Genomic DNA, 20,445 nt, shown 5'->3' with positions numbered 1-20,445 from the left:
ACATCACGGTTCGCGGTCCGCCTCGGTGACCGCGCCGGCGGCGCTCTCGGTCGGTACGGGCCTTCGTAGAATGGAGATGACGGAGACGGGGACAGAGACGGGGACGGAACCGCGTTCGGCTGGAGTCGGCGTCAGTCGTCGTCGTGGCTGGAGACGTTCGCGGCCGGTGCCTGCCCGCCGGTCGACTCCGACTTCCCCCAGAGGTTCGTCTCGTCTTGGAGGAGCAGGCTTCCGTAGTCGTCTTGGAAGGTCCGGATGAGCCCGAGCGTCGCTATCACGCAGATGACGGCGAACGGCGCGCCCGTGATAATCGCCGCGGACTGCAGGGCGTTCACGCCGCCGACGACCATCAGGATGGACGCCACCGCGCCCTGGAGGACGGCCCAGAAGATGCGGTTGAGCGCGGACGGTTCCTTTTTACCGCCGGTCGTCATCATCGACACAGCCAGCGTCGACGAGTCGGCGGAGGTGACGAAGAACGTCGTCACGAGCACGAGGAACCCGAACAGGAGCAGCGGTCCGACGATGGGGAGATTGCCGAAGAGGACGTACCCCGAGACCGCTTCGCCGTACTCGGAGACCGGCCCGAGGACGTTCGCCGCGCCCGTGTGCTGCATGATGACGCCCGCGCCGCCGACGATAGCGAACCACGGGACCGTCGCGAGCGAGGTCGCACCGATGCCGGCGAACGCGACCTCGCGGACGCTCCGACCGCGCGAGATGCGGGCGATGAACAGGCCCGCGAAGGGCGACCACGCGAGCGGCCAGAGCCAGTAGAAGACGGTCCACGCGTTGACCCACTTACTGGCGCTGGTCGCGGTGGCCTGCGTGAACAGGCTCATCTGGAAGAAGTCGCCGATGAAGCCACCGGTCGCCTGCGTGCCGAGTTCGAGGATACGGAAGGTCGGCCCGAATATCAGCGTCGCGAGCATCAACAGGGTGAACACGACCATGTTGAAGTTCGAGAGCCGTCGAATCCCCTTGTCGACGCCCAGCACTAACGAGATGGTGAAGATGACGACCATGCCCGTGATGACGAGGATGGTTCCCACGTCGCCAAGTTGGATTCCCCACTGGAAGTTCAGGCCGGTGATGAACTGGCTTCCGATGAAGCCCAGCGAGGTTGCGACGCCGCCGAGGGTCGCGAACACGGCGAGGATATCGACGGTTTTCCCTATCGCGCCGTCGACGTTGTCCGCACCGAGAATCGGCGTCAGGACCGCCGACACGCGAAGCGGCGCGTCGTAGTTGTAGACGAAGTAGCCGATGGCGAGACCCATCACGGTGAAACACGACCACTGGGTCAGACTCCAATGGAAGATAGAGTACTGGACCGCCAGCGGCATCGCCGCCGAGGACTGGGCCTCGGCCCCGTACAGCGGCGGGACCGTCGAGTAGTGGAACAGCGCCTCCGCGGGACCCCAGAAGACGATACCCGCCGCGAGGCCGGCGGAGTACATCATTGCGAAGTACGAGAGGAAGCCGTACTCGGGGTCCTGGTCTCCGAGCTTCAGGTTACCCCACGGCCCGAAGATGACGAAGCCCAAGAACAGGACGAACCCGAGCATCGCCAACAGGAAGAACCAGTTGAACGTGGCGAGAATCCACCGGCGAATCCCGAGGACGAAGTCGTAGGAGGCCTCCGGATTGAGGCTGAACGCGCCGACGAAGAGCAGCGTTATCGCCGCGCCGAACGCGAACACCACCGGCTCGATTTCGTCGAGGAACTCACTCACGACGCCGTTTGAGGAGCTCACCGCCGACACCCCCCGTGCGTAATCGCCCCGTTCGACCCCGTCTGAACGAGACTGCCACCTCCCGACTGACTGGTCGAGGCCCGCGCCTCGAACTGTGCGCCACGATGACCGTTGCACCCGTGTGCTGTAATGTGGTCTGTCATACTATCGCTCCGACGGACACCATGCTACGTGATGTCTCACATCACGACAAGTGCAAACATTACCATAAAATTTGTGGTTATCGGTGACGCCGAGAACGAAATCCGTTTACAAACGGTCGGAAAGTCGGACGTCGACCCGCTGCAGTCGTGCGCTTTCCCCGCTGCGTAGCGCCTCGCTCCGCCCTCGACCGGTGCGTTCACACGAACTGTAGACGAGACTTCGGAATGCCCCGGCTATCGCCCCGATTCGTCCGGATATTCGGCCCGTTCGTAACGCTTAATCGAATTCGTACACGCGTTCTGTATATGGCAAACGACGCCGACGGAACGGACGGCACCGACGACCTCGCCTACGCCGCCGACCGCGGCCGCGGCATCCTGACGCCGAGCGACCGCGAGTTCCTGCTCGGCCGGAAGACCGACTACACCGACCACTCGAAAAAGCAGAAGCGAAACCGGATTCGACGCCGCCTCCGCAACGCGATACTCGATTTCACCATCCTGTTCGAGTCGCTCGAAGACCGCGACCGCGAGACGGTGTTCAACCCCGACGCCGCCGACCGCGAGGCGTACACGCGGGGCATCACCGACATGCTCGCGTTCCTCCACCTCGGGACGATGGGCTACTACACCCCGTTCAAGGACATGCTCTCCGAGGGCGTCAACAAGGCCGAGCAGGAACTGGCCGGCTCCGACTACCGGATGGTCACGGTGGATTTCAACGTCGAACCGGTCGGCCAAATCGACGTCGACGCCGTCATCGACAAACTCGAACGCGGCGCGTTCGACCAGCTCACCGACGAGGAACTACAGGCGTTCGTCAGGCTTCTGGCGGAGTCAGACGACTTCTCGGCGACCGACCTGCGCGCCGATATGAAAGCCCAGATGTCCGAGTTCGTCGAGCGAATCGACGCCGCGAACGAGCGGCGCGACCGCCGAGTCGACGAACTGAACGACTGAGCCCCGGTTCGACTGGGCCGCGAATCTCCCGGGCGTCCGGGCGGCGCCGCCACGCGCTGCGGCCTACCCGAGATACGCTATCGCGTCCATCTCGACGCGAACGTCGCCGGGCAGGCGCGCGACCTCGACGCAGACGCGCGCCGGCGGCACCTCGTCGAACCGCGCGCCGTACGCCTCGTTGACCCGTTCGTAGTCGTCGAGGTCGGTGACGTACACCGTCAGTTTCACCGCGTCGTCGAGGCCGTCGCCGCCGGCCTCGGAGACGACGGCCGCGATGTTGTCGAGCACGCGGTCGGTCTGTGCTTCGATGTCGCCGTCGACCACCTCACCCGTCTCGGGGTCGACCGGGCCGTAGCCCGAGACGTAGAGCGTGTCGCCGGCGACGACGCCCTGCGAGTAGGGGTTATCCGTACGCGGGGCGTCGTCCGTGATGACTCGTTCGGGTGGCATCGTGGTGTTCGACCGTGGTTAGACTCGTTGCGTTTCGGCCGTGACCGCTTCGATGCCGTCGGTGATGACGTCGAGCGCCGTCTCCGCGAGGTCGTGGGTGAGCACGAGCGGCGGGAGCAGTCGCAGGATGTTGCCGTGCCGGCCGGCCTTCCACACCAGTACGCCGCGCTCGAAGCAGTACTGCTGGAGCGCGTCGGCCGCCTCGCCGTCGGGGTTGCCCTCGGCGTCGACGAACTCCGCGCCGATGAACAGGCCCTTCCCGCGAACGTCCACGATTCGGGGGTTGTCCTCCGCGACCTCCGAGAGCCGGCCGCGGATGTACTGGCCGAGGTCGCGGGCGTGCGCGAGGAGGTCGTGTTCCTGGATATACTCGATGGCGCGGGTGCCGGCGCGCATCCCGACGACGTGGCCGCGGTACGTGCCCGCGTGGTCGCCCGACCCCCACGTGTCGAGGTCCTCGTGGTAGATGGTCGCCGACAGCGGGAAGCCGGTCCCGCCGAGCGCCTTCGCCGAGGTCATCACGTCCGGCGTGACACCGTACCACTCGCTCGCCCACCACTTGCCGGAGCGGCCGAGGCCGCTCTGAATCTCGTCGAACACGAGGGGAACGTCGTTGTCATCGGCGATGTCGCGGAGGCCTTTCAGGAACCCCTTCGGCGGGGTGACGACGCCGCCTTCGCCCTGAATCGGTTCGACGAAGATGCCCGCCGGGTTGGCGAGGCCGCCGTAGGGGTCCTCGAAGATGGCCTTGACCTCTTCGAGACAGTGGTCGACCGCCTCCTGCGGGCCTTTACCCATCTCGACCGTGTTCGGGTAGGGTGCGTGGACCACGTCGGGGAGGAGCGGCGAGTAGTCGCCCTTGAACTTCTTGTTGCCGGTGAGGCTCATTGCGCCGCTCGTCGCGCCGTGGTACGCGCCGCGGAAGGCGACGAGACCGGTCCCTTCGGTGTTGTACTTGGCGAGTTTGATGGACGCCTCGATGGCGTCGCTCCCCGTCGGACCGCCGAAGACGACGCGGTTGTTCCCGCGCAGTCCCTCTGGCGCGATTTCGTCCAACTTCTCGATGAGGTCGAGTCGGGCCTCCGTCGGGAAGTCGACGGTGTGGACGAACTTGTCGGTCTGCTCGTGGACCGCCTCCAACACGTACGGGTTCGAGTGACCCACGTTGAGCACGCCGATACCCGCGAACATGTCGATGAAGGTGTTGCCGTCGGCGTCGCGCACCGTCGCACCCTTCCCGCTTTCGAACGCGATGGGGATGTCCTCGGGATACGAGACGGCGCTGCTGTCGATTCGCTGCTGTTTTTCGAGGAGTCGCGTCGATTTCGGCCCCGGAACGTCGCCCACGTTCGGTGCGTCGTCGAAGTGCAACTCGTGAATCGGCGGACCTGCGACCATGCCTCAACCCATGTAGAACAGTCATAAATAATTTGTCCACGCTTCTTATTGATGACGTACACAGTATTCGGTTTCGGGACTGGTATCCCGCGGTGATTTGGTTAGCGACGTAACAGTAACCACAATGGATTTGTGCGAGGCAAGTCCTTCTTTTTCTAATGTTACACGCAAAAGGTCCGCTGCTCACGGTCGACTTAGGGGACGAGACCAGTCGGACGGAAGACATCGACGAGATTCTCGAATCCTACGTCGGCGGCCGCGGGGTGGCCACCCGTCTCGCCCACGAGCGCGTCTCATTCGACGTTGACCCCTTCAGCCCGGAGAACCGCGTCTACTTCAGCACCGGTCCGATGCAGGCGTCGAACATGAGTTTCACCGGTCGCACGAACTGCACCAGCGTCTCGCCGCTGACCGGCGGCCTCTGCTCGTCGAACGCGGGCGGGTTCGTCTCGCGGAACTTCGCGGACGCGGGCTACTCGGCGGTCGAACTCACGGGCGCGAGCGACGAGTTGGTCGTCCTCCACGTCACAGACGAGGGCGTCGAGTTCGAGTCCGTCCCGGACCTCGCCGGCGCGACGGTCCCCGAGACGGTCGCGTACCTCGACGACGAACACGGCATCGAAGCCGACCGGACGATGGTCGTCGGTCCCGCCGGCGAGAATCTCGTGCGCTTCGCCTCCATCATGACGAGCGAGGAGCGCGCGTTCGGCCGCGGCGGTCTCGGTGCCGTCCTCGGGTCGAAGAACGTGAAGGCGCTCACCTTCGGCGGCGACTCCGCGCCCGACATCGAGATTCCGTCGTCGCAGATGGAGATTCACCGCGAGGCCGCCACCGACGACCACATCATGAAGCGGCAGGGGACCGTCGCCGTGCTGGACCTCGCCAACGAGATGGACGGCCTCCCGTCGTACTACTTCTCCGAGCGCCACTTCGAGGGCGCGGAGGGAATCAACGGCGACGCCATCGAGCAGAAGAAGTACAAGAAGGGCACCTGTTCCGCCTGCGCGTTCGCGTGCAAACTCCCCACGAGAGACGAGGAGGCGGGCGTGGAAACCGAGGGCCCCGAGTTCGAAGTCACTATGGCGTTCGGGTCGAACTCCGGCGTCGACGACATCGTCGAGGTGATGAAGTCGAACGAGCTGTGCGACCGCTACGGCCTCGACGCCATCTCGGCCGGCAACACCGTCGCGGCCTACCTCGCCAGCGAAGACGAGTTCGGTAACACCGACCTTATCCACGACCTCGTGGAGAAAATCGCGCTCCGGGAGGGAATCGGCGACGACCTCGCCGAGGGCATCGCCCGCGTCCACGACGACCTCGGCGTGGAGAACTGGACGGTCAAGGGGATGGACTTCGCCGCCCACGAGGGGCGGGTCCTCCACGGACAGGGTCTGTCGTACGCCGTCGCCAACCGCGGCGCGGACCACATGTACGCGGTGTTCTACTCCCAGGAGTACCCGCTCGTCGGCAAGGACGACGCCTACCCACCGGAGGGGTTCGAGGGCAAGCCCAAGCGCCTCATCGAGAAGGAAAACCAGATGGCGCTCAACGACAGCGGCATCGTCTGTAAGTTCTCGCGGGACTTCATGACTCCCGAGCGCTACGAGATGCTGTTCGGCGCCGACTTCGAGGACCTGCTGGCCGTCGGCGACCGCATCGTCACGCTCGAACGGCACTTCAACAACCAGCGCGGCTTCGACCGCGGCGACGACACGCTCCCGTACGCCGACGAGTTAGACGGGTTCGAAGCGGCGCTCGAAGCGTACTACGAGCGTCGCGGGTGGACTGACGACGGCGTCGTCCCGTCGGGCAACGTCCCGGCGTAACGCGCCCGATTGACCGACTCGCGTCGGTCCGACGAACGTTTCTCACTTCTCACTTTTCGCTTCTCGCACTCACCCTTCGTTCGCCTCGTCCGCTTGAGTCCGATATAGTTCCGCGACGCCCTGTTCGAACCGCTCGGCGGCGCGTTCGAGCAGTTCCACCTGCGTCGCCCGCGTCTCCTCGTCGATAACGTAGGCGGGACCGCTCAGATTCAGCGACCCGTACACCTCACCCCGCGGCGACTTCACGGCCTTTCCGATGGCCCAAAAGCCCTCGACCGCCTCGCCGCTGTTCTCGGCGTACCCTTGCTCGCGGACCGTCGCCAGCTCCGCGAACAGTTCCTCTTCGGTCGTGATGGAGTCGTCCGTCGCCGCCGGCAGTCCCCAGCGGTCGATGATGTCCCGCACCCGCGTCTCCGGGTACTCGGCAATAATCGCCTTGCCCGAACACGTCGTGTGGACGTGAAACGGACTGCCATCGATGAGAAATCGCGGGGAGTTCGCGAACTCGAGGTCGCCGTACAACGAGACGATGCGGCCGTGTTCTTCGACCGCGAAGTCCGCGTCCATCGACGACTCGCTGTCGAGCCACGAGACGGTCTCTTGGGCGACCCGGTAGTAGTCCTTGCGCGTTCTGACGTAGTCGCCGAGGTGGCAGAACTTCGCACCTAACTGGTACTCGTTGTCGATGTTCACGACGTAGCCGTACTCCGCGAGCGTCTTGAGGTGGGCGTGGACGGTGCTCTTCGCGAGATCCGTCGCCTCGACCAACTCGCCCATCGTCGCTCCCTCCAGTTCGAGGATGTGGTCGACGAGCGCCAGCGAGGCGGCGGTCGTCTTGAGCACGCCGGACGGGTCGTGTCTATTCATGGAGGGGAATCCACGGTCAGGGGTTAAAGATGTACCTCCGTTTGCGGGGGCCAGCCATACCGACCAGCGACCGAGACTCGATGCTGAACGCCCGGGGGGTAAACGACCGGTCCTTTCTGCTCGGCGACGCAGTTGGTTCCGGAAAGCCGAACGTTTATACGTGCTCTCTGAGGTTGACAATAGTTAACACACGTCTTAGAGATGTTTACGAAGAATACATATTGGAATTATCTGTTTTTCGGCGGGGGAACCGACTTGCCTCTATATACGTATTCGGAAGTTAGGAACGCCGAGTCTCCCGAGACGCGTGAGGTTCGAATTTACGGGCGAGTGAGGGCTTGAGACCGCCTCACTCGTCACGGCTTTCGGACGCGTGAACGTTTAAGTGAGGTCGCGGACTGGGCGATGCCACCGAACTAACATCCGCACCACGTGTCGGCGGTCCGTGGTCTCGGCTTTCGTTCTCGGTCGGTTCACGGCGAACTCCCGTCCGTAGCCTCGTGACAGAATTATTATATTCGTGGGGTCTCTCGGGGGGTTACGTCTCTCACCGACGGGGTTTCTCCCCATACTCATTACAGACATAACTGTGTAATTCTGACGCCCCGGCCACCCGTCACGAAGTCTGTCCGGTCGGGTGATGGGGGGCGGTGCCGTTATCGCGTCGCCTCGAACGCCGCCTGCGCCGCTTCGAGCACCTCGTCGTGTGCGTGTCCGTTCGACGCGACGAGACCCGGCTGACCCGGTCCCCACCTGTTTCCGTGGAGGTCGGTTACGGTTCCGCCCGCGCGTTCGACGAGGTAGACCCCGGCCACGGTGTCCCACGCGTTCGGTTGTTCGTCGAGCCCGACGACGGCGTCTATCGACCCGTCGGCGAGGCGCGAAAGCGTCAGTTGCGTCGTCCCGAGCTTCCGCATCTCGCCGAACGTGCCGAAGATGTCTCCCGCGAGTCGCTCGATTCCCGGCCGGTCACCGTCCTGATACCGGAGCGTCGAGGAGACGAGAAACGCGCTGGTGTTCGACTCGTCGTTGACCGTGATCGGCCGCCCGTTTCGCTCGACTCCCTCTTCCGTGGCGATGTAGGTGTCTCTCGTCTCGGGAGAGACGTTCACCGCCGCAATCGGCGTCTGGTCTTTGACGACGGCGACGCTCGTCACCCACTCGCGGGCACCTCGGGTGTAGTTTTGCGTCCCGTCTATCGGGTCGATAATCCAGGCGTATCCCGACTCGGGGACGGTCTTCAGTTCGTCTTCCTCCTCGCCGACGACCGCGTCGTCGGGGAACCGCTCTCGAATCGTCGAGATAACCCGCCGTTGTGTCTCGCGGTCGACTTCCGTGACGAGGTCTATCGCGTCGCCTTTCTGCTCGATATCGAGTTTGGTTCTGAAACGCGCCGACGCGTGGTCGGCACCTCTCTCCGCGGCGTCGATTGCGACTTCCTCGCGGGGGTCCGTGTCCATAGCGACTATGTACTACACGGCGAGAAAAAGCCTCGGACAGCGGTCAAGCCTTCGCTGTTTTCTGGCGGTAGACGACGATAGCCGTCGGTTAGTTATTTTCCGAGGGTGCAAGCGTTCTGAGGCACACAATGTACTAGTTCGCGAAATCTCTGCCGTTCTTTCTCTCAGAACGACTAACTGCGGTTGGATAATAGTACGGCACCCCGAGCGAGGCGCTGCGCCCAACGTGGCCCTCCTCCCGAGGCTACGAGTTTGCGGGGCTGAAATCTGTTCTTTCGATGTCTCGACCGCGAGGTTGTACTCTCGCGGCGACTTACCAGACTGACCGCAAGACGCGCTGACAGTTGCCGCCGAACGATTCCTCGTATTCTGTATTCTAACGCACTTCGGAAATCCCGCTGTAATCGCGCTTCTGTGGTCAGAGAGCCGGATATCCGAACTAAACTGCTCGTTTCTATTACACAATTATCTGTGTAATGCTTTGTCAGTTTGTTGTATTGACATTCTCAAATAACAAACAATATATTCACAACTGGGGGTCGCCAGTCGAGTACCGTCTCCAGTCTCGCTGGGGGTCAGTTACAGAAGACGCGAGCGTCGAGTTTTGTACTCGTCTTCCGTCGTCACGTGAACGAGGACCACGTCGGCACTCATCTGCTCGGCAAGCGAACCGGCCTCGCGGGCAACCTGCTTCGAGGTCTCGGATAGGTCTACAACAGCTAGTACTCGGTCCATATCGCCTGCACGTGAGCCCTGTTTGAAGGCACTACGAGTTGGTGACTCACAGACGTTCTCCGAAGACCACACAGTTCCAACGGCCACCAAACACAATCATTCATTGATATATAGTAACGATTATTAACTAACATGATTGACTGACAGACGGATCATGACGGTGGAGTTCGTCCATAGTCCACTACTTACGTTCGTAGTTGGGCTCATACTAGTTGTACTGTTCCTCGTCGTGTGGGACCTCCCTGCGTTCGTGGGGTTGGGTCTCGCCGCGTTCTCCGTCGGCATCGTCAACTCGGTGTTCGTCTCTGACTTCGCTCTCGTCGATGCGGCGACGAGAACGGCAGCGGCGTTCGGAAACGGGATGGAAGGTATCGGTATCCCGATCCTCATGGCGGCAATCATCGGCAAGTCGATGCTCGAAAGCGGGTCCGCTCAACGTGTCGTGCGGACGTTCCAATCGCTCGTCGGAAGGGATAACTCGGAATTCGCGCTGTGGGGAAGTAGCACGGTCCTCTCGATTCCGGTGTTCTTCGACAGCGTCCTGTTCCTTCTGGCGCCGCTCGCCCGCTCGATGCGAGCACGCCGCGGGAAGAACTACGTGTTGTACCTCATCGCCGTGGGCGCCGGCGGCTCTGCGGCGCACGTGTTCATTCCACCGACTCCCGGTCCGCTGGCAGTCGCCAGCGAAGTGGGCGTCGACCTCGGCATGACGATGGCTGTCGGTGTGGCCGTCGCGATTCCCTCGGCGACGATGTCCGGACTCGTCTTCGGCCATTGGGCCAACGCTCGGATGGATATCCCGCTCCGAGACTCGATGGGGACGACGACCGAAGAACTCGAAGAACGGGCACAGCAGAGCAGTGGCTCGCTTCCGGGGACGTTCGAAGCCGCGCTCCCGATACTCCTCGCGGTCGCGTTAGTGAGTTCGCTTACGATTCTCAACACGCTCGAACCGATTTACCCGTCGCTCGCGGTTGTCAGACCGGGAGTCGCGTTCATCGGCGACAAGAACGTCGCCATGACTATCGCTGGGCTTACAGCGGCGCTCACGTACCTCCGTTGGTCCGACCTTTCGCGTTCGCTGTGGGAAGACGAACTCACTGAGGCCCTGAAGAGCGGCGGGAACATCGCTGCAATCACCGCGATGGGTGGCGCGTTCGGTGCGCTGCTCGCCGCGTCAGGAATCGGCCCGTACATCGCCGATAGCCTCCGTGGGATCGGCATCGGACTGCTGGTGACCGCGTGGCTTATCGCCGCTATCGTCCGCATCGCACAGGGATCAGCAACGGCCGCGATGCTGACGACCGCGGGTATCATGGCACCGCTGACGAGCCAGCTCAACGTGCACCCCGCGTACCTCGTCATGGCAATCGGCTCGGGCGGCATCATCTGTTCGTGGTACAACGACTCCGGCTTCTGGCTGATGAAGGAAATCGGCGGCCTGACACAGGTGGAGACGCTGAAAACGTGGACGGCGCTGACGACGATTATCTCGGTTACGGGAATCGTCTCGATTCTCGTCTTCTCGACTATCGTCCCGCTCGCGTGAATTTCGGCCGTCGAAACCGAGCGTCAAACGGAAGCGACGCACGCACCGAAACCGCAGCCGCGTAATCTCGTGGTGTCTTTCTCACCCATCGCTCGGCAGTGAATCTCCGAATGGTCGATTCTCGTCCCGAGTTCTCGAACCCGCCGAACACGCCACCCGGGTCAACGCCGTCACACCGGGTGCCGTCGCCCCGGACGCCGTCGACACGGGGACCGGCTCCGACGATAAGACCGAGTCAGACACCGAACTGACCGTCGCGAAGAAGTCGTGGCCGATGGACGGTTCGCACCGCCCGAGGACCGGGTCCTATCTCTTTCCCGCCAGCGACGACGCGTCGTTCGTCACCGGCCACTTGCTGTACGTCGACGGCGGCTGCGCCGTGCTGTGGCCCCGGTCGGTCGCTCGGTCAGACCGAGGTGAACGTCCACAGCTGGTGTTCGCCGCCGTTGTCGCTCCACTGCTGGACGTTGTCGCCGTCGGCGGTGCCCGCGCTCGCCACCTCGGCGAGTAGCCCGCTGTTCGCGTTGACGAGGCGGTACTGACCGCCGCCAGCGTCTTCGATGGTCCAGGCCTGAGTCGGGTTGGTGGTGTTGCTGTACTGCCGGATGTTGTCGCCCTCCGCCGTGCCGGCGTTCGCGACCTCCAGCCAGAGGCCGCTGTTGACGTTCGTGATCGCGTAGGTGCCGTCGCCGTTCGCCGTGACGTCCCAGTCCTGACACGCGTGGTCGGTGTCGGCGTACTGGCGGACGTTGTCGCCGTCGGCCGTTCCGGCGTCGGCCACTTCGAGCAGTTTGCCGCTGTTGACGTTCGCGATGTGGTACGTGCCGTCGGCGATGGGACCGCTCTCACAACCGGAGGGCTCGCCGGGGACGGGAGCCTCGCTGCTCGGCACGCCGTTGCAGGCGATGACCGGCCAGTCGTTGTTGTCCCACTCGATGCGGTCTTGCATCATGTAGCGCGTCTCGTCGTCGGCGGTCGCCTCCACGTGGTAGAAACACCACCAGTCGCCGTCGGGGCCCTGGAAGACGTCGTTGTGTCCCGGACCCGTGAACTCGCTGTTGCCCTGGAGGATGGGAACTCCCTGATGGGTCTCGGTGAGGTCCCGCAGGTCCGTGCCGTTCTGGTTGTAGTACGGTCCCGTGAACGACGTCGCGCGGCCGCATTCGAGGCGGTAGGTGCTGTCGTAACCCTCACAGCACTGCCCCGACGAATAGAACAGGTACCAGTAGCCGTTGTCCTGGAGCATCACCGGCCCCTCGATCATCTGGCCCGCCATCTGGAACTCGGTGCCGGGGACGATGTCGTCCATCGCGCCGTTCATCTGGACGGCGTAGATGCCTTCGTAGCTGCCCCAGACCAGCCACGGCTGGCCGTCGACGATCACCGTGTCCGCGTCGATGCAGTTCGTCAGGTCGAGGTCGCCGCTCTCGATGACCGGTCCCTGGTCGGTGAAGGGGCCGTCGGGTGTGTCCGAGGTGGCCAGGCCGATTCCGGCGTTGTCGCTCCCCCAGACCGACAGCGAATAGTAGAGGTGGTACTGGCCGTTGTGGTATCGGACGTCGGGTGCCCAGCAGCCCGGGTCCGACTCCGTGGGGTGCCAGCCCGGCGTCTCCGTGAGCGCCGGCGCGATGTACGACCAGTTGTACATGTCCGTCGACTCCGCGATGGGGATGATGTCCTGGGGCGTCTCCGTTCCGTATGCGTAGTAGGTTCCGTTGTCCTCGATGATCGACACGTCGCCGAACCCGATCGGCCCGACCGGGTTGTGGTAGTGCGTGGAACTCTCGTCCGCACTGGCCGTCCCGCTCAGTCCGAGGCCGCCGACGGTCGCCACCGCTCCCGCCCCGAGCGATTTGAGTACTGTCCGTCTATCGATGTTGTTGTCGCCATGACGTTTCGTCATGTCTTCTAGCGCACAGGTTGTACGTATATAATGTTTGTTGATAACACACATGCTAGCTCGGTCGGAACCGCGATGAGAGGACCGACGGCAGCACGGCAGACTGAACAGCAGTTCGGAAGGGAAGCTACGAACGATATCGGGTTGAACCTCCTGCGATACCGACGACGCTCTTCGCTCTGCGACTCTCGGGCCGATTTCTGGCTCCGGTTCGGTTCTCGACACCGAGTTCGCGTCTGCTACGCCCCGCTTCTGTTACGAGCGGGCAGAACGAGGACCGAAGACCGAGGCCCGAACGCTACTCCTGAGCGTCGGGGAGTCGTCGGTTCGCAAGCGCCATCGGGTCGTCGCTGTCGGGGTCGAAGGGCCGAAGGACGACGCCGAACGAAGTCGCCTCGACCGGAACCTGATACCGGTCGAGTGGTTCGGTCGGGGTTCCCCCGAGGCCGGTCACCCGGTGGTCGAGGTTGAACCCGACGGACCCGCGTTCATCCAGTTCGGATTGGTGTTCGGCCGCCGCGAGATTCGCCCACTGTTCGAGGCTGACGTTCGCATCCTCGGCTCCGAGCGTCCCGAGGAGAGACACCTCGCCGTCCGAGAGCGTCGCCCACCGCGTCTGGGCCTTGTTCCCGTTGTCTGTTGGGGGGAGGTAGGGGACGTACTGTTCGTCCACGGTTCCCTCGTAGCGCCCGATTGGGACGCCCCACTTGCGGTCGGGGTAGGTCTCCAGCTCGCCGCGACCGTACCACTCGAAGTCGCCGAATCGCTCGGGGAGTTCGAGTTGGACGCCGACCTTCGGCAGCCAGCCCTCGACCGTCTCGCGAAGCCCCTCGTTGGGGCGGGCCTCCACGTCGACAGCGACATCGCCGCTCCCGTAGACGCGGTAGTGATAGCTGGTGGCGAAGCCCGGACCGTTCGCACCTTCGATGCTACTGAACTCGTCGAGCGGCAACCACGCCACAGCGCCGTCGAGCGGCGTGTCCGCGGCGAGCCCCCCGAGTTCGTCTTCGGAGAGCGCGCGGTCGTAGATGCGAACCTCGTCGAGTGCGGTCCCGTCGGCGACGCTCGAACCGACCTGCGCCGGCGCGTCGATGTGTTGCAGCGCCCCTTCGTAGGATCCGGTTCCGAGACGCTCCCCGTCGACGAACAGCGTCATCTCGCTGCCGTCCCAGACGCCCGCGACGTGATGCCAGCCTTCCGTCCAGTCGTCTGGAACCGGTCCGTCGGCGACGTGCCAGCCGTCGGCGTTGAATACGAACTCCAGATACCCGTCACGACCGTTCTCGCGGCGCTTGAGCAGATACTGTCGTCCGCCCTTGGAGACGTAGACCTGCGCCGCGCCACCGTCCTGTGGCTCGCCGGGGCGGACCCAGAACTCGATTGTGAGTCCCGCGTCGGTGATGTCGAGGCTCTCGGACTGCCCGAGCGAGAGCGTGCTGTCGTTCGTGAACTCGACGGCCTGCCCGGAAGCACCGGTGACGATTCGGGCCTCACCCGTGAGCACGCCGTCGTTGTCGTGTTCGGAACGGTCCGGCGTCTCCAGCCGACGGGACGGTTCGGTGCCCTCGGCGAAGCCCTCGACTGCGACCTCGACCAGCGACTCGTCGCGGCGCTCGACCTCGACAGACTCCACGGAATGAGTCAGTTCGTCCAGACCCGCCTCGTACCACGAGAGCGCGGGGGCGCTCCCCCACTGCTGAATCTCGTTCATCACCGGGGCGCGCCACGAATTGAACAGCGGGCCGCGTTCGAGTAGTTCGGTTCCCTCGTACGCCATTGAAGACAGCGTCCCCACGTCGTCGGCGACGACATACTCGAAGCCGTCACCGGAGATGGTGATATCGCCGGCTTCGTCGACCGATAGCGGTCCCATCGAATCGAGCGACGCGGATTCCGGTTCTGGCGCGTCGACGGGGACTTCTAACTGCTCGAACGCGACTTCGTGACCTGCGTCGGCGTACGCGGTGCTTTCCGCGAGTGTGAATCGCACCGTTAGTCGGCACTCGACGCCCGCCCCGGGATTCGACGGCGCTTCGACGGGGAGGCTGACGCGGCGAGTCTCTCCCGGACCGATGTCGACATCGAAGCCACCGGAGCGGAGCGTTTCGCCGTCGGCGGTCAGTTCCCATCGCCCCTCGACGGCGTCGAGGGACGTGAAGTTGTAGCGGTTCGAGATGTAAATCTCGCCCGCCGCAACGTCAGCGTCGGCGACGCCGACCGGCTGGTGGCTGTGTTTGAGTTGCCACAGTTCGGGCTGTGGGTCTCGATCGGACCAGACCAACCCGTTGAGACAGAACGCCCCGTCGGGGCCGTCGCTGTGGTAGAACTGGAACGGCTCGCCGTCCGCCGTGGTGTCGTTCAGGTCCTGGTTGACCCAGTCCCAGATGAACCCGCCGACGAGGCTCTTGTCTCGCAGCAGGTCGGCGAAGTCGTACGCGACGAGAGCACCGTCCCTTCGTTCGCCGTCGGCGTCGCTCGTCTCGTCGGGGTTCACAGCGCGGTCGTAGATGCCGACGCCGTCGACTGCGAGGTCACCCTCGCCACCGACTCGGACTGGCTCCGTACCAGCGGGAAGTCCCGAGCCGGAGCGATTCGACGTGCCTGCGCGCTCGCCGTCGACGTAAATCGCGAGCGCGTTCGAGTCAGCGACGCCGACGATGGTCGTCCAGTCGCCGAGGCCGCCGTCGGGAATCGGGGCTGTGGCCGTGGCCGTGCCCTCGGCGCCTCCGACCGAGAATTCGATTTCACCGTTCGAAAGCGTCAGCGCGTACCTGCCTTCGTCGACGACGATGGGGATGTCGCCCATCGCGGCACCCTCGTCGACGGAAATCGTCGCGCCGACCGTGAACTCGCCGTCGTGTTCGAACTCGGGGTTTCGTCGGATTTCAATCGCGTCGCCCGCGCCGAGTTCGACCGTCCCGTCGGTGTTCCCCCCCGGTGCCGCGTCCGGCCCGGGAACGACGTCCGGCGACCCGACGAGCACGCCGGGGGTATCGGACCCTGCCCGGTCGGTCGCTTCCCGGACTGGCGGCTTTATGTGCTCGTTCCACATCTCGTGGACGAGTCCCAGACTGTTTCCCATCGCGTGGTTGTACTCACCCATCACCACGGGACGGAGTCCGTCACCGATGTACGACCCGTCGCCGACCGACAGCAACGTCTCGATGTCCGCGTATCGTGGTCCGAGCATGTCGCTGTACTCGACGTTCCAGCCGCCGCCGTTCGGTTGGTGGTAGAGCAGGCGGTCGGACGCTAACCCCTCCGCAGTTCCCTCGAATGACTCGACCGTTCCGACGCCGCTCACGTCGGCGGTATCCTCGGGGATGTACTCGTCAGAGTCGGCCGCTAGCGACGCCATCTCGAGGTGTTCGGCACCCGTCCCGGCCTCGTTGCCGGTCGACCAACTGAAAATCGAGGCGTGATTTCGGTCTCGAAGTACCATTCGGCGGAACTGCGCGACCGCCTGGTCGTGGTAGACCTCCGTGTTCGCGAGCAGTTCCTGCCACCAGTGGCTCTCGACGCAGACTTCGTCTTGCAGGTAGAGTCCGTACTCGTCTGCGAGCCGGTACAGCGACGGGTCGTTCGGGTAGTGGGAGGTCCGGACCGCGTTGATGTTGAACTGCCGCATCGTCTCGATGTCTTCCCGAACGCGCTCGATTGGTACCGTCCGCCCGAAGTCGGGGTCGGTCTCGTGTCGGTTCACGCCCTGAATATCGACCGACTCACCGTTGACCAAAACCTCGGCACCGTGTTGTCCGCGGGTCGTCTCGTAGGTTCGGAAGCCAACTTTCTCCAGCATCGCTTCCGTCGGCTTGCCGCCGGCGGGAGCGAGTTCCAACACGAGTTGGTAGAGGTTCGGATGCTCGGCCGACCACTTCGCGGGGTCCGTTACGTCGGCATCGAGTGTGACTACCGCACCGTCTTCGTCCACGGCCGCGGTCGTTGAGAGGGTCGTAGCCTTGCGCCCGCGGGGCGGCCCGCGGCCGGACCCGGTGTTGTCCGGTGGGTCGCGACCCTGGGGTGCCTCGCGGCCCTTTTGTTTCCCGTTGTCTCGACCTGCCGCGTTCGTACCGTTTCCACGCGGTGGTCCGCGGCCCGGTTTCGTGCGGGAGGTCTCGTAGAGGTGCGCGCGGACCTCGTACTCTCCCGCGGGCGCATCGCCGTAGTTCGCGATTTCGGCATCGATACGAAGTTCGCTGTCTTCGTAGTCGTCGTCGAGGTCGGTGCGCGCGTAAAAGTCCCTGAGGTGTACCGTCGGCGTCGCGAACAAGTAGACGCTTCGGAAGATTCCGGCGTACCGGAACATGTCGATCGTCTCCAGCGCCTCGCTGTCGGACCAGTGATACACCTGCACCGTGACCTGGTGGTCTCCGCCGGCCTCGACGTGGTTGCTGACGTCGAACTCGGCGGGCGTCATCGACCCCGTCCGGAAGCCGACGTACTCGCCGTCGACCCACACGAAGAATGCCTGCTTGACGCCTTCGAAGTGGAGGAACGTCTCGCGTCCGTCCCACGCCTCTGGCACTGCGAACGACCGTCGGTACGTGCCCACGGGGTTGAGGCCGTCGTCGTCGATGCCCGGAACGTCGACGGTGCCGTTCCCGTCGGGCACCAAATCACCTTCCTGACTCGGCTCGTAGGCCTCCCACGAGATGGCATTGTTCGCGTAAATTCGCTGGCCGTACCCCTGCGTCTGCCAAACACCGGGAACGTCTATCGACTCCCACTCGTCGCTCGCAAGGCCGTCGTACGAGTCGGGAAGGTCGGCAGGCCTCTCGTGGAACGCGAACTGCCACTCCCCGTTGAGTAGCTGGACGTACTTCGACTCCGCGAATCGCGATTCGAGTTCGGTAAACGGTTCGTCCGCCGTCCGGGCCGCGTGCACGGACCCGTAGGGAACGGCGGTCGTAACGTGCGTTGGCTCGACGTTCTCGGCGACTATCTCGGGGGCTTCGAGGTACGCCGCGAGATTCGAGACCCGGCCGGGCGACCCCGGCGCGTCCGTCTCCACCGCGGCACCGGATTTCGAACCGGCTCCCATGGCTACCGCGGCCATTCCGGTCGCCTGCAAAAACTTCCGTCGCGTCGGCGTGAGCCGACTATCGGGTGACTGTTCGGTTTGTGTCTTCCGCCGATTTGAGTGTGTCATGGTGCTTCGATGTGCGGTAGGAGGTCTAGATCGCTCGTCAACCGCCTTCCTGACGCGCAGTTGAGGAACTACGACCGTCAAACTATAATCATATACAGTTAACTTAATTCTAATGGCAGTACTACATAGAACCAATAGAAAATGCACGGAGTATTATCTGATTGATGACTACTTGTCACTGAATAGCCGACTCGACCCGTAATCACACCGTGTTAGATAACTGCTATTTTGGGGCCACTCTCGCCTCGTGGCTTATGATGTGGTCTCTCCCCGTCTGTCGTTCGAGAAGCCGATTCCACTATCGTGTTCACTCGGAGTGAGAAGAAACGAGTCAGACAATAACAGTAAAAAGCATTATGTATGTGTGTCTATAGTTTAGCAGTTGCATGGCAGAAGATGACAGTGGCATGAACAGGCGGAACGTCTTGAAAAGCATCGGTATCGGCGCTCTCGGTTCGACTCTTGCAGTGGCGGGGAGCGGGTCAGTCTCTGCGACGACGGACGATTCGACACACTACCACAACGCACTGTACGGCCCTCACTTCCCCGACCCGACGATTCACCGGGACGGAAACGGAACCTGGTGGGCCTACGGAACGAACATGAATCGGAACAACGACTCTGACGAGTTGCTCGTCCCGATTCTGCGCTCTGACAACCTCCACGAGTGGACCTACGTCGGTGAAGCCTTCGACTCCCGTCCGGGCTGGACGTACGGGTCCATCTGGGCACCGGACATCCACTACTACGACGGAGAGTGGGTGATGTTCTACTCGCTTTCACCCCGCCCGTGGGAGAGCGGTGAGTTCGGTATCGGCCTCGCAAAGTCCGACACACCGAACGGCCCCTTCACTGACTACGGCCAGATTATCGGTGACAACGACCACGCGGGCGGCGGGTCCATCGACGGGTACTTCGTCGACTACAACGGCACGCCGTATCTGTTCTGGGGGAGTTTCCAGGGAATCTATCTGATGGAGCTCACCTCGGACCTACAGGACTGGAAGCCAGGGACGCTCCAACAGGTCGCCGGTGACGCCTACGAGGGGTCGACAGTCTTCTACCGCAACGGCTACTGGTACCTGTTTGTCGCAACCGGGACCTGCTGTAACGGCTACAGCAGCACCTACGAGGTGGAAGTCGGGCGCTCGACGAACTTCTTCGGGCCGTACACCGACGTGTCCGGAACGGACATGATGAACTACAACAGCGACAACGCCGGCATCGCGCAACTCACCTCGAACGGTCGGTTCGTCGCGCCCGCCCACGGCGACATCACGACGGACGACAACGGGCAGGACTGGTTCGTCTATCACGCCTACGACCGTACTGGGCCGGAGTACGTAGACGGCGTTCCGGCCCGGCAGTTCTTCATCGACCGTGTCGAGTGGACAGACGACGACTGGCCCGTCATCGCCGGAGATAAGACGCCCAGTCTCCAGTCGGTCGAACCGAACACCAACGACAGCGGCATCCTCGCTGACGGGATTTACGAGATCCAGAACGTCAACAGCGGGAAAGTGATGGAGGTCGCAGATGCCAGTACGAGCGACGGTGCGAACGTTCGGCAGTGGACCGCGAACGACTGCAACTGCCAGCGGTGGTGGGTCGAGTACATCGGCGGCGGCGAGTACCGCATCGTCAACGAGAACAGCAACCGTGCACTCGACGTGCCGGACGGGACGACCACGGACGGCGCGAGTCTCCAGCAGTGGCCGTGGTACACCGGAGCGCCCCAGAAGTGGAACATTATCGACAACGGTGATGGGACCTACCGCATCAAAAATATCGCTACTGATGACGTTGCTGAGGTGTACAACGCCGGGACTGCTGACGGAGACGACGTCGTCCAGTGGCCGTGGAACGGTGGGGACAACCAGCGGTGGAACTTCAACTTCATCGGTGGCGTTCAACCTCTCTGGGACGGCCGCCCTTGGTGATCGGCGTTACTGCGTCACAACGACGCTGATCCAGCACCGCAGCCTCTGACTCCGCGTTGCAATGGCAGTCGTTTAGGTTGCTCGCGCTCGGCGCATCGTCGTGGCACCGACGCGCCGTTTCTCTGTTCGAACGTGGAATCCACTTTGTACCTCTAAGACCAGCACTCGGGTGCGTCTAACATTCGATTACAGATAGCTCGACTCGACTTCTCTGAACCAGATACACGTTCTGTCTCTGAGAGTTCACTGATGCTTGTGTTGAAAGGAAGTGACGCATCAAGCTATCCTCCGAAACTGTGGACCAATCCCAA

13 protein-coding genes are annotated in these 20,445 nt (G+C 63.2%); 5 read left to right on the top strand and 8 right to left on the bottom strand.

Translation table 11 applies throughout. The features are described from left to right. Nucleotides 1–131 precede the first annotated feature (131 nt). Complete coding sequence (locus C5B91_RS17305; RefSeq protein WP_049968809.1) at nt 132–1,766, bottom strand: BCCT family transporter; 1,635 nt, start codon at nt 1,764–1,766, stop codon at nt 132–134. A 440-nt stretch (nt 1,767–2,206) separates the two neighbouring features. Here C5B91_RS17305 and C5B91_RS17300 point away from each other — a divergent pair, with 440 nt between their 5' ends. Then, nucleotides 2,207–2,860: a hypothetical protein gene (locus C5B91_RS17300; RefSeq protein ID WP_008097264.1), complete on the top strand. Its 654-nt coding sequence runs from the start codon at nt 2,207–2,209 to the stop codon at nt 2,858–2,860. A 63-nt stretch (nt 2,861–2,923) separates the two neighbouring features. Here C5B91_RS17300 and C5B91_RS17295 read toward each other — a convergent pair whose 3' ends face one another. Together C5B91_RS17295 and C5B91_RS17290 are read right to left on the bottom strand one after the other, a co-directional pair. Continuing rightward, a complete protein-coding gene (locus C5B91_RS17295; RefSeq protein WP_115805557.1) occupies nt 2,924–3,310 on the bottom strand; it encodes a Rid family detoxifying hydrolase in 387 nt (128 codons plus the stop codon). 18 nt (nt 3,311–3,328) lie between these two features. Continuing rightward, nucleotides 3,329–4,708: an aspartate aminotransferase family protein gene (locus C5B91_RS17290; RefSeq protein WP_008097269.1), complete on the bottom strand. Its 1,380-nt coding sequence runs from the start codon at nt 4,706–4,708 to the stop codon at nt 3,329–3,331. Between the two features lie 158 nt (nt 4,709–4,866). Here C5B91_RS17290 and C5B91_RS17285 point away from each other — a divergent pair, with 158 nt between their 5' ends. Then, nucleotides 4,867–6,534, top strand: coding sequence for an aldehyde ferredoxin oxidoreductase family protein (locus C5B91_RS17285; RefSeq protein WP_115805556.1), 1,668 nt, complete (start codon nt 4,867–4,869; stop codon nt 6,532–6,534). Nucleotides 6,535–6,603: 69 nt separating this feature from the next. Here C5B91_RS17285 and C5B91_RS17280 read toward each other — a convergent pair whose 3' ends face one another. From C5B91_RS17280 to C5B91_RS17270, 3 genes are all read right to left on the bottom strand, one after another. Next, on the bottom strand, nt 6,604–7,401 hold the full coding sequence (locus C5B91_RS17280; RefSeq protein WP_115805555.1) for an IclR family transcriptional regulator: 798 nt from the start codon (nt 7,399–7,401) through the stop codon (nt 6,604–6,606). Between the two features lie 656 nt (nt 7,402–8,057). After that, entirely contained in the window at nt 8,058–8,861 is an 804-nt protein-coding gene (locus tag C5B91_RS17275; protein ID WP_008097275.1) for an inositol monophosphatase, read from the bottom strand. A gap of 579 nt (nt 8,862–9,440) precedes the next feature. Next, nucleotides 9,441–9,596 (bottom strand): universal stress protein, encoded by a 156-nt coding sequence (locus C5B91_RS17270; RefSeq protein WP_233514290.1) that lies wholly within the window; start codon nt 9,594–9,596, stop codon nt 9,441–9,443. A gap of 154 nt (nt 9,597–9,750) precedes the next feature. Between C5B91_RS17270 and C5B91_RS17265 the strand changes: the two genes are divergently transcribed. Continuing rightward, nucleotides 9,751–11,145, top strand: coding sequence for a GntP family permease (locus C5B91_RS17265; protein ID WP_049913735.1), 1,395 nt, complete (start codon nt 9,751–9,753; stop codon nt 11,143–11,145). 64 nt (nt 11,146–11,209) lie between these two features. Then, on the top strand, nt 11,210–11,656 hold the full coding sequence (locus tag C5B91_RS17260) for an SDR family oxidoreductase (RefSeq protein WP_081909250.1): 447 nt from the start codon (nt 11,210–11,212) through the stop codon (nt 11,654–11,656). Here the strand turns inward: C5B91_RS17260 and C5B91_RS17255 are convergent. Together C5B91_RS17255 and C5B91_RS17250 are read right to left on the bottom strand one after the other, a co-directional pair. Then, complete coding sequence (locus C5B91_RS17255; protein WP_233514291.1) at nt 11,552–13,048, bottom strand: family 43 glycosylhydrolase; 1,497 nt, start codon at nt 13,046–13,048, stop codon at nt 11,552–11,554. The genes C5B91_RS17260 and C5B91_RS17255 overlap by 105 nt on opposite strands. Nucleotides 13,049–13,343: 295 nt before the next feature. Continuing rightward, nucleotides 13,344–18,194, bottom strand: a complete 4,851-nt coding sequence (locus C5B91_RS17250) for a glycoside hydrolase family 2 TIM barrel-domain containing protein (RefSeq protein WP_115820125.1) — start codon at nt 18,192–18,194, stop codon at nt 13,344–13,346. A gap of 386 nt (nt 18,195–18,580) precedes the next feature. Here C5B91_RS17250 and C5B91_RS17245 point away from each other — a divergent pair, with 386 nt between their 5' ends. Next, on the top strand, nt 18,581–20,134 hold the full coding sequence (locus C5B91_RS17245; RefSeq protein WP_233514293.1) for a family 43 glycosylhydrolase: 1,554 nt from the start codon (nt 18,581–18,583) through the stop codon (nt 20,132–20,134). Nucleotides 20,135–20,445 lie beyond the last annotated feature (311 nt).

The organism is Haloferax sp. Atlit-10N (genome assembly GCF_003586325.1).
Classification (GTDB): domain Archaea; phylum Halobacteriota; class Halobacteria; order Halobacteriales; family Haloferacaceae; genus Haloferax; species Haloferax prahovense.
This window is presented reverse-complemented; position numbering and strand designations above follow the sequence as displayed.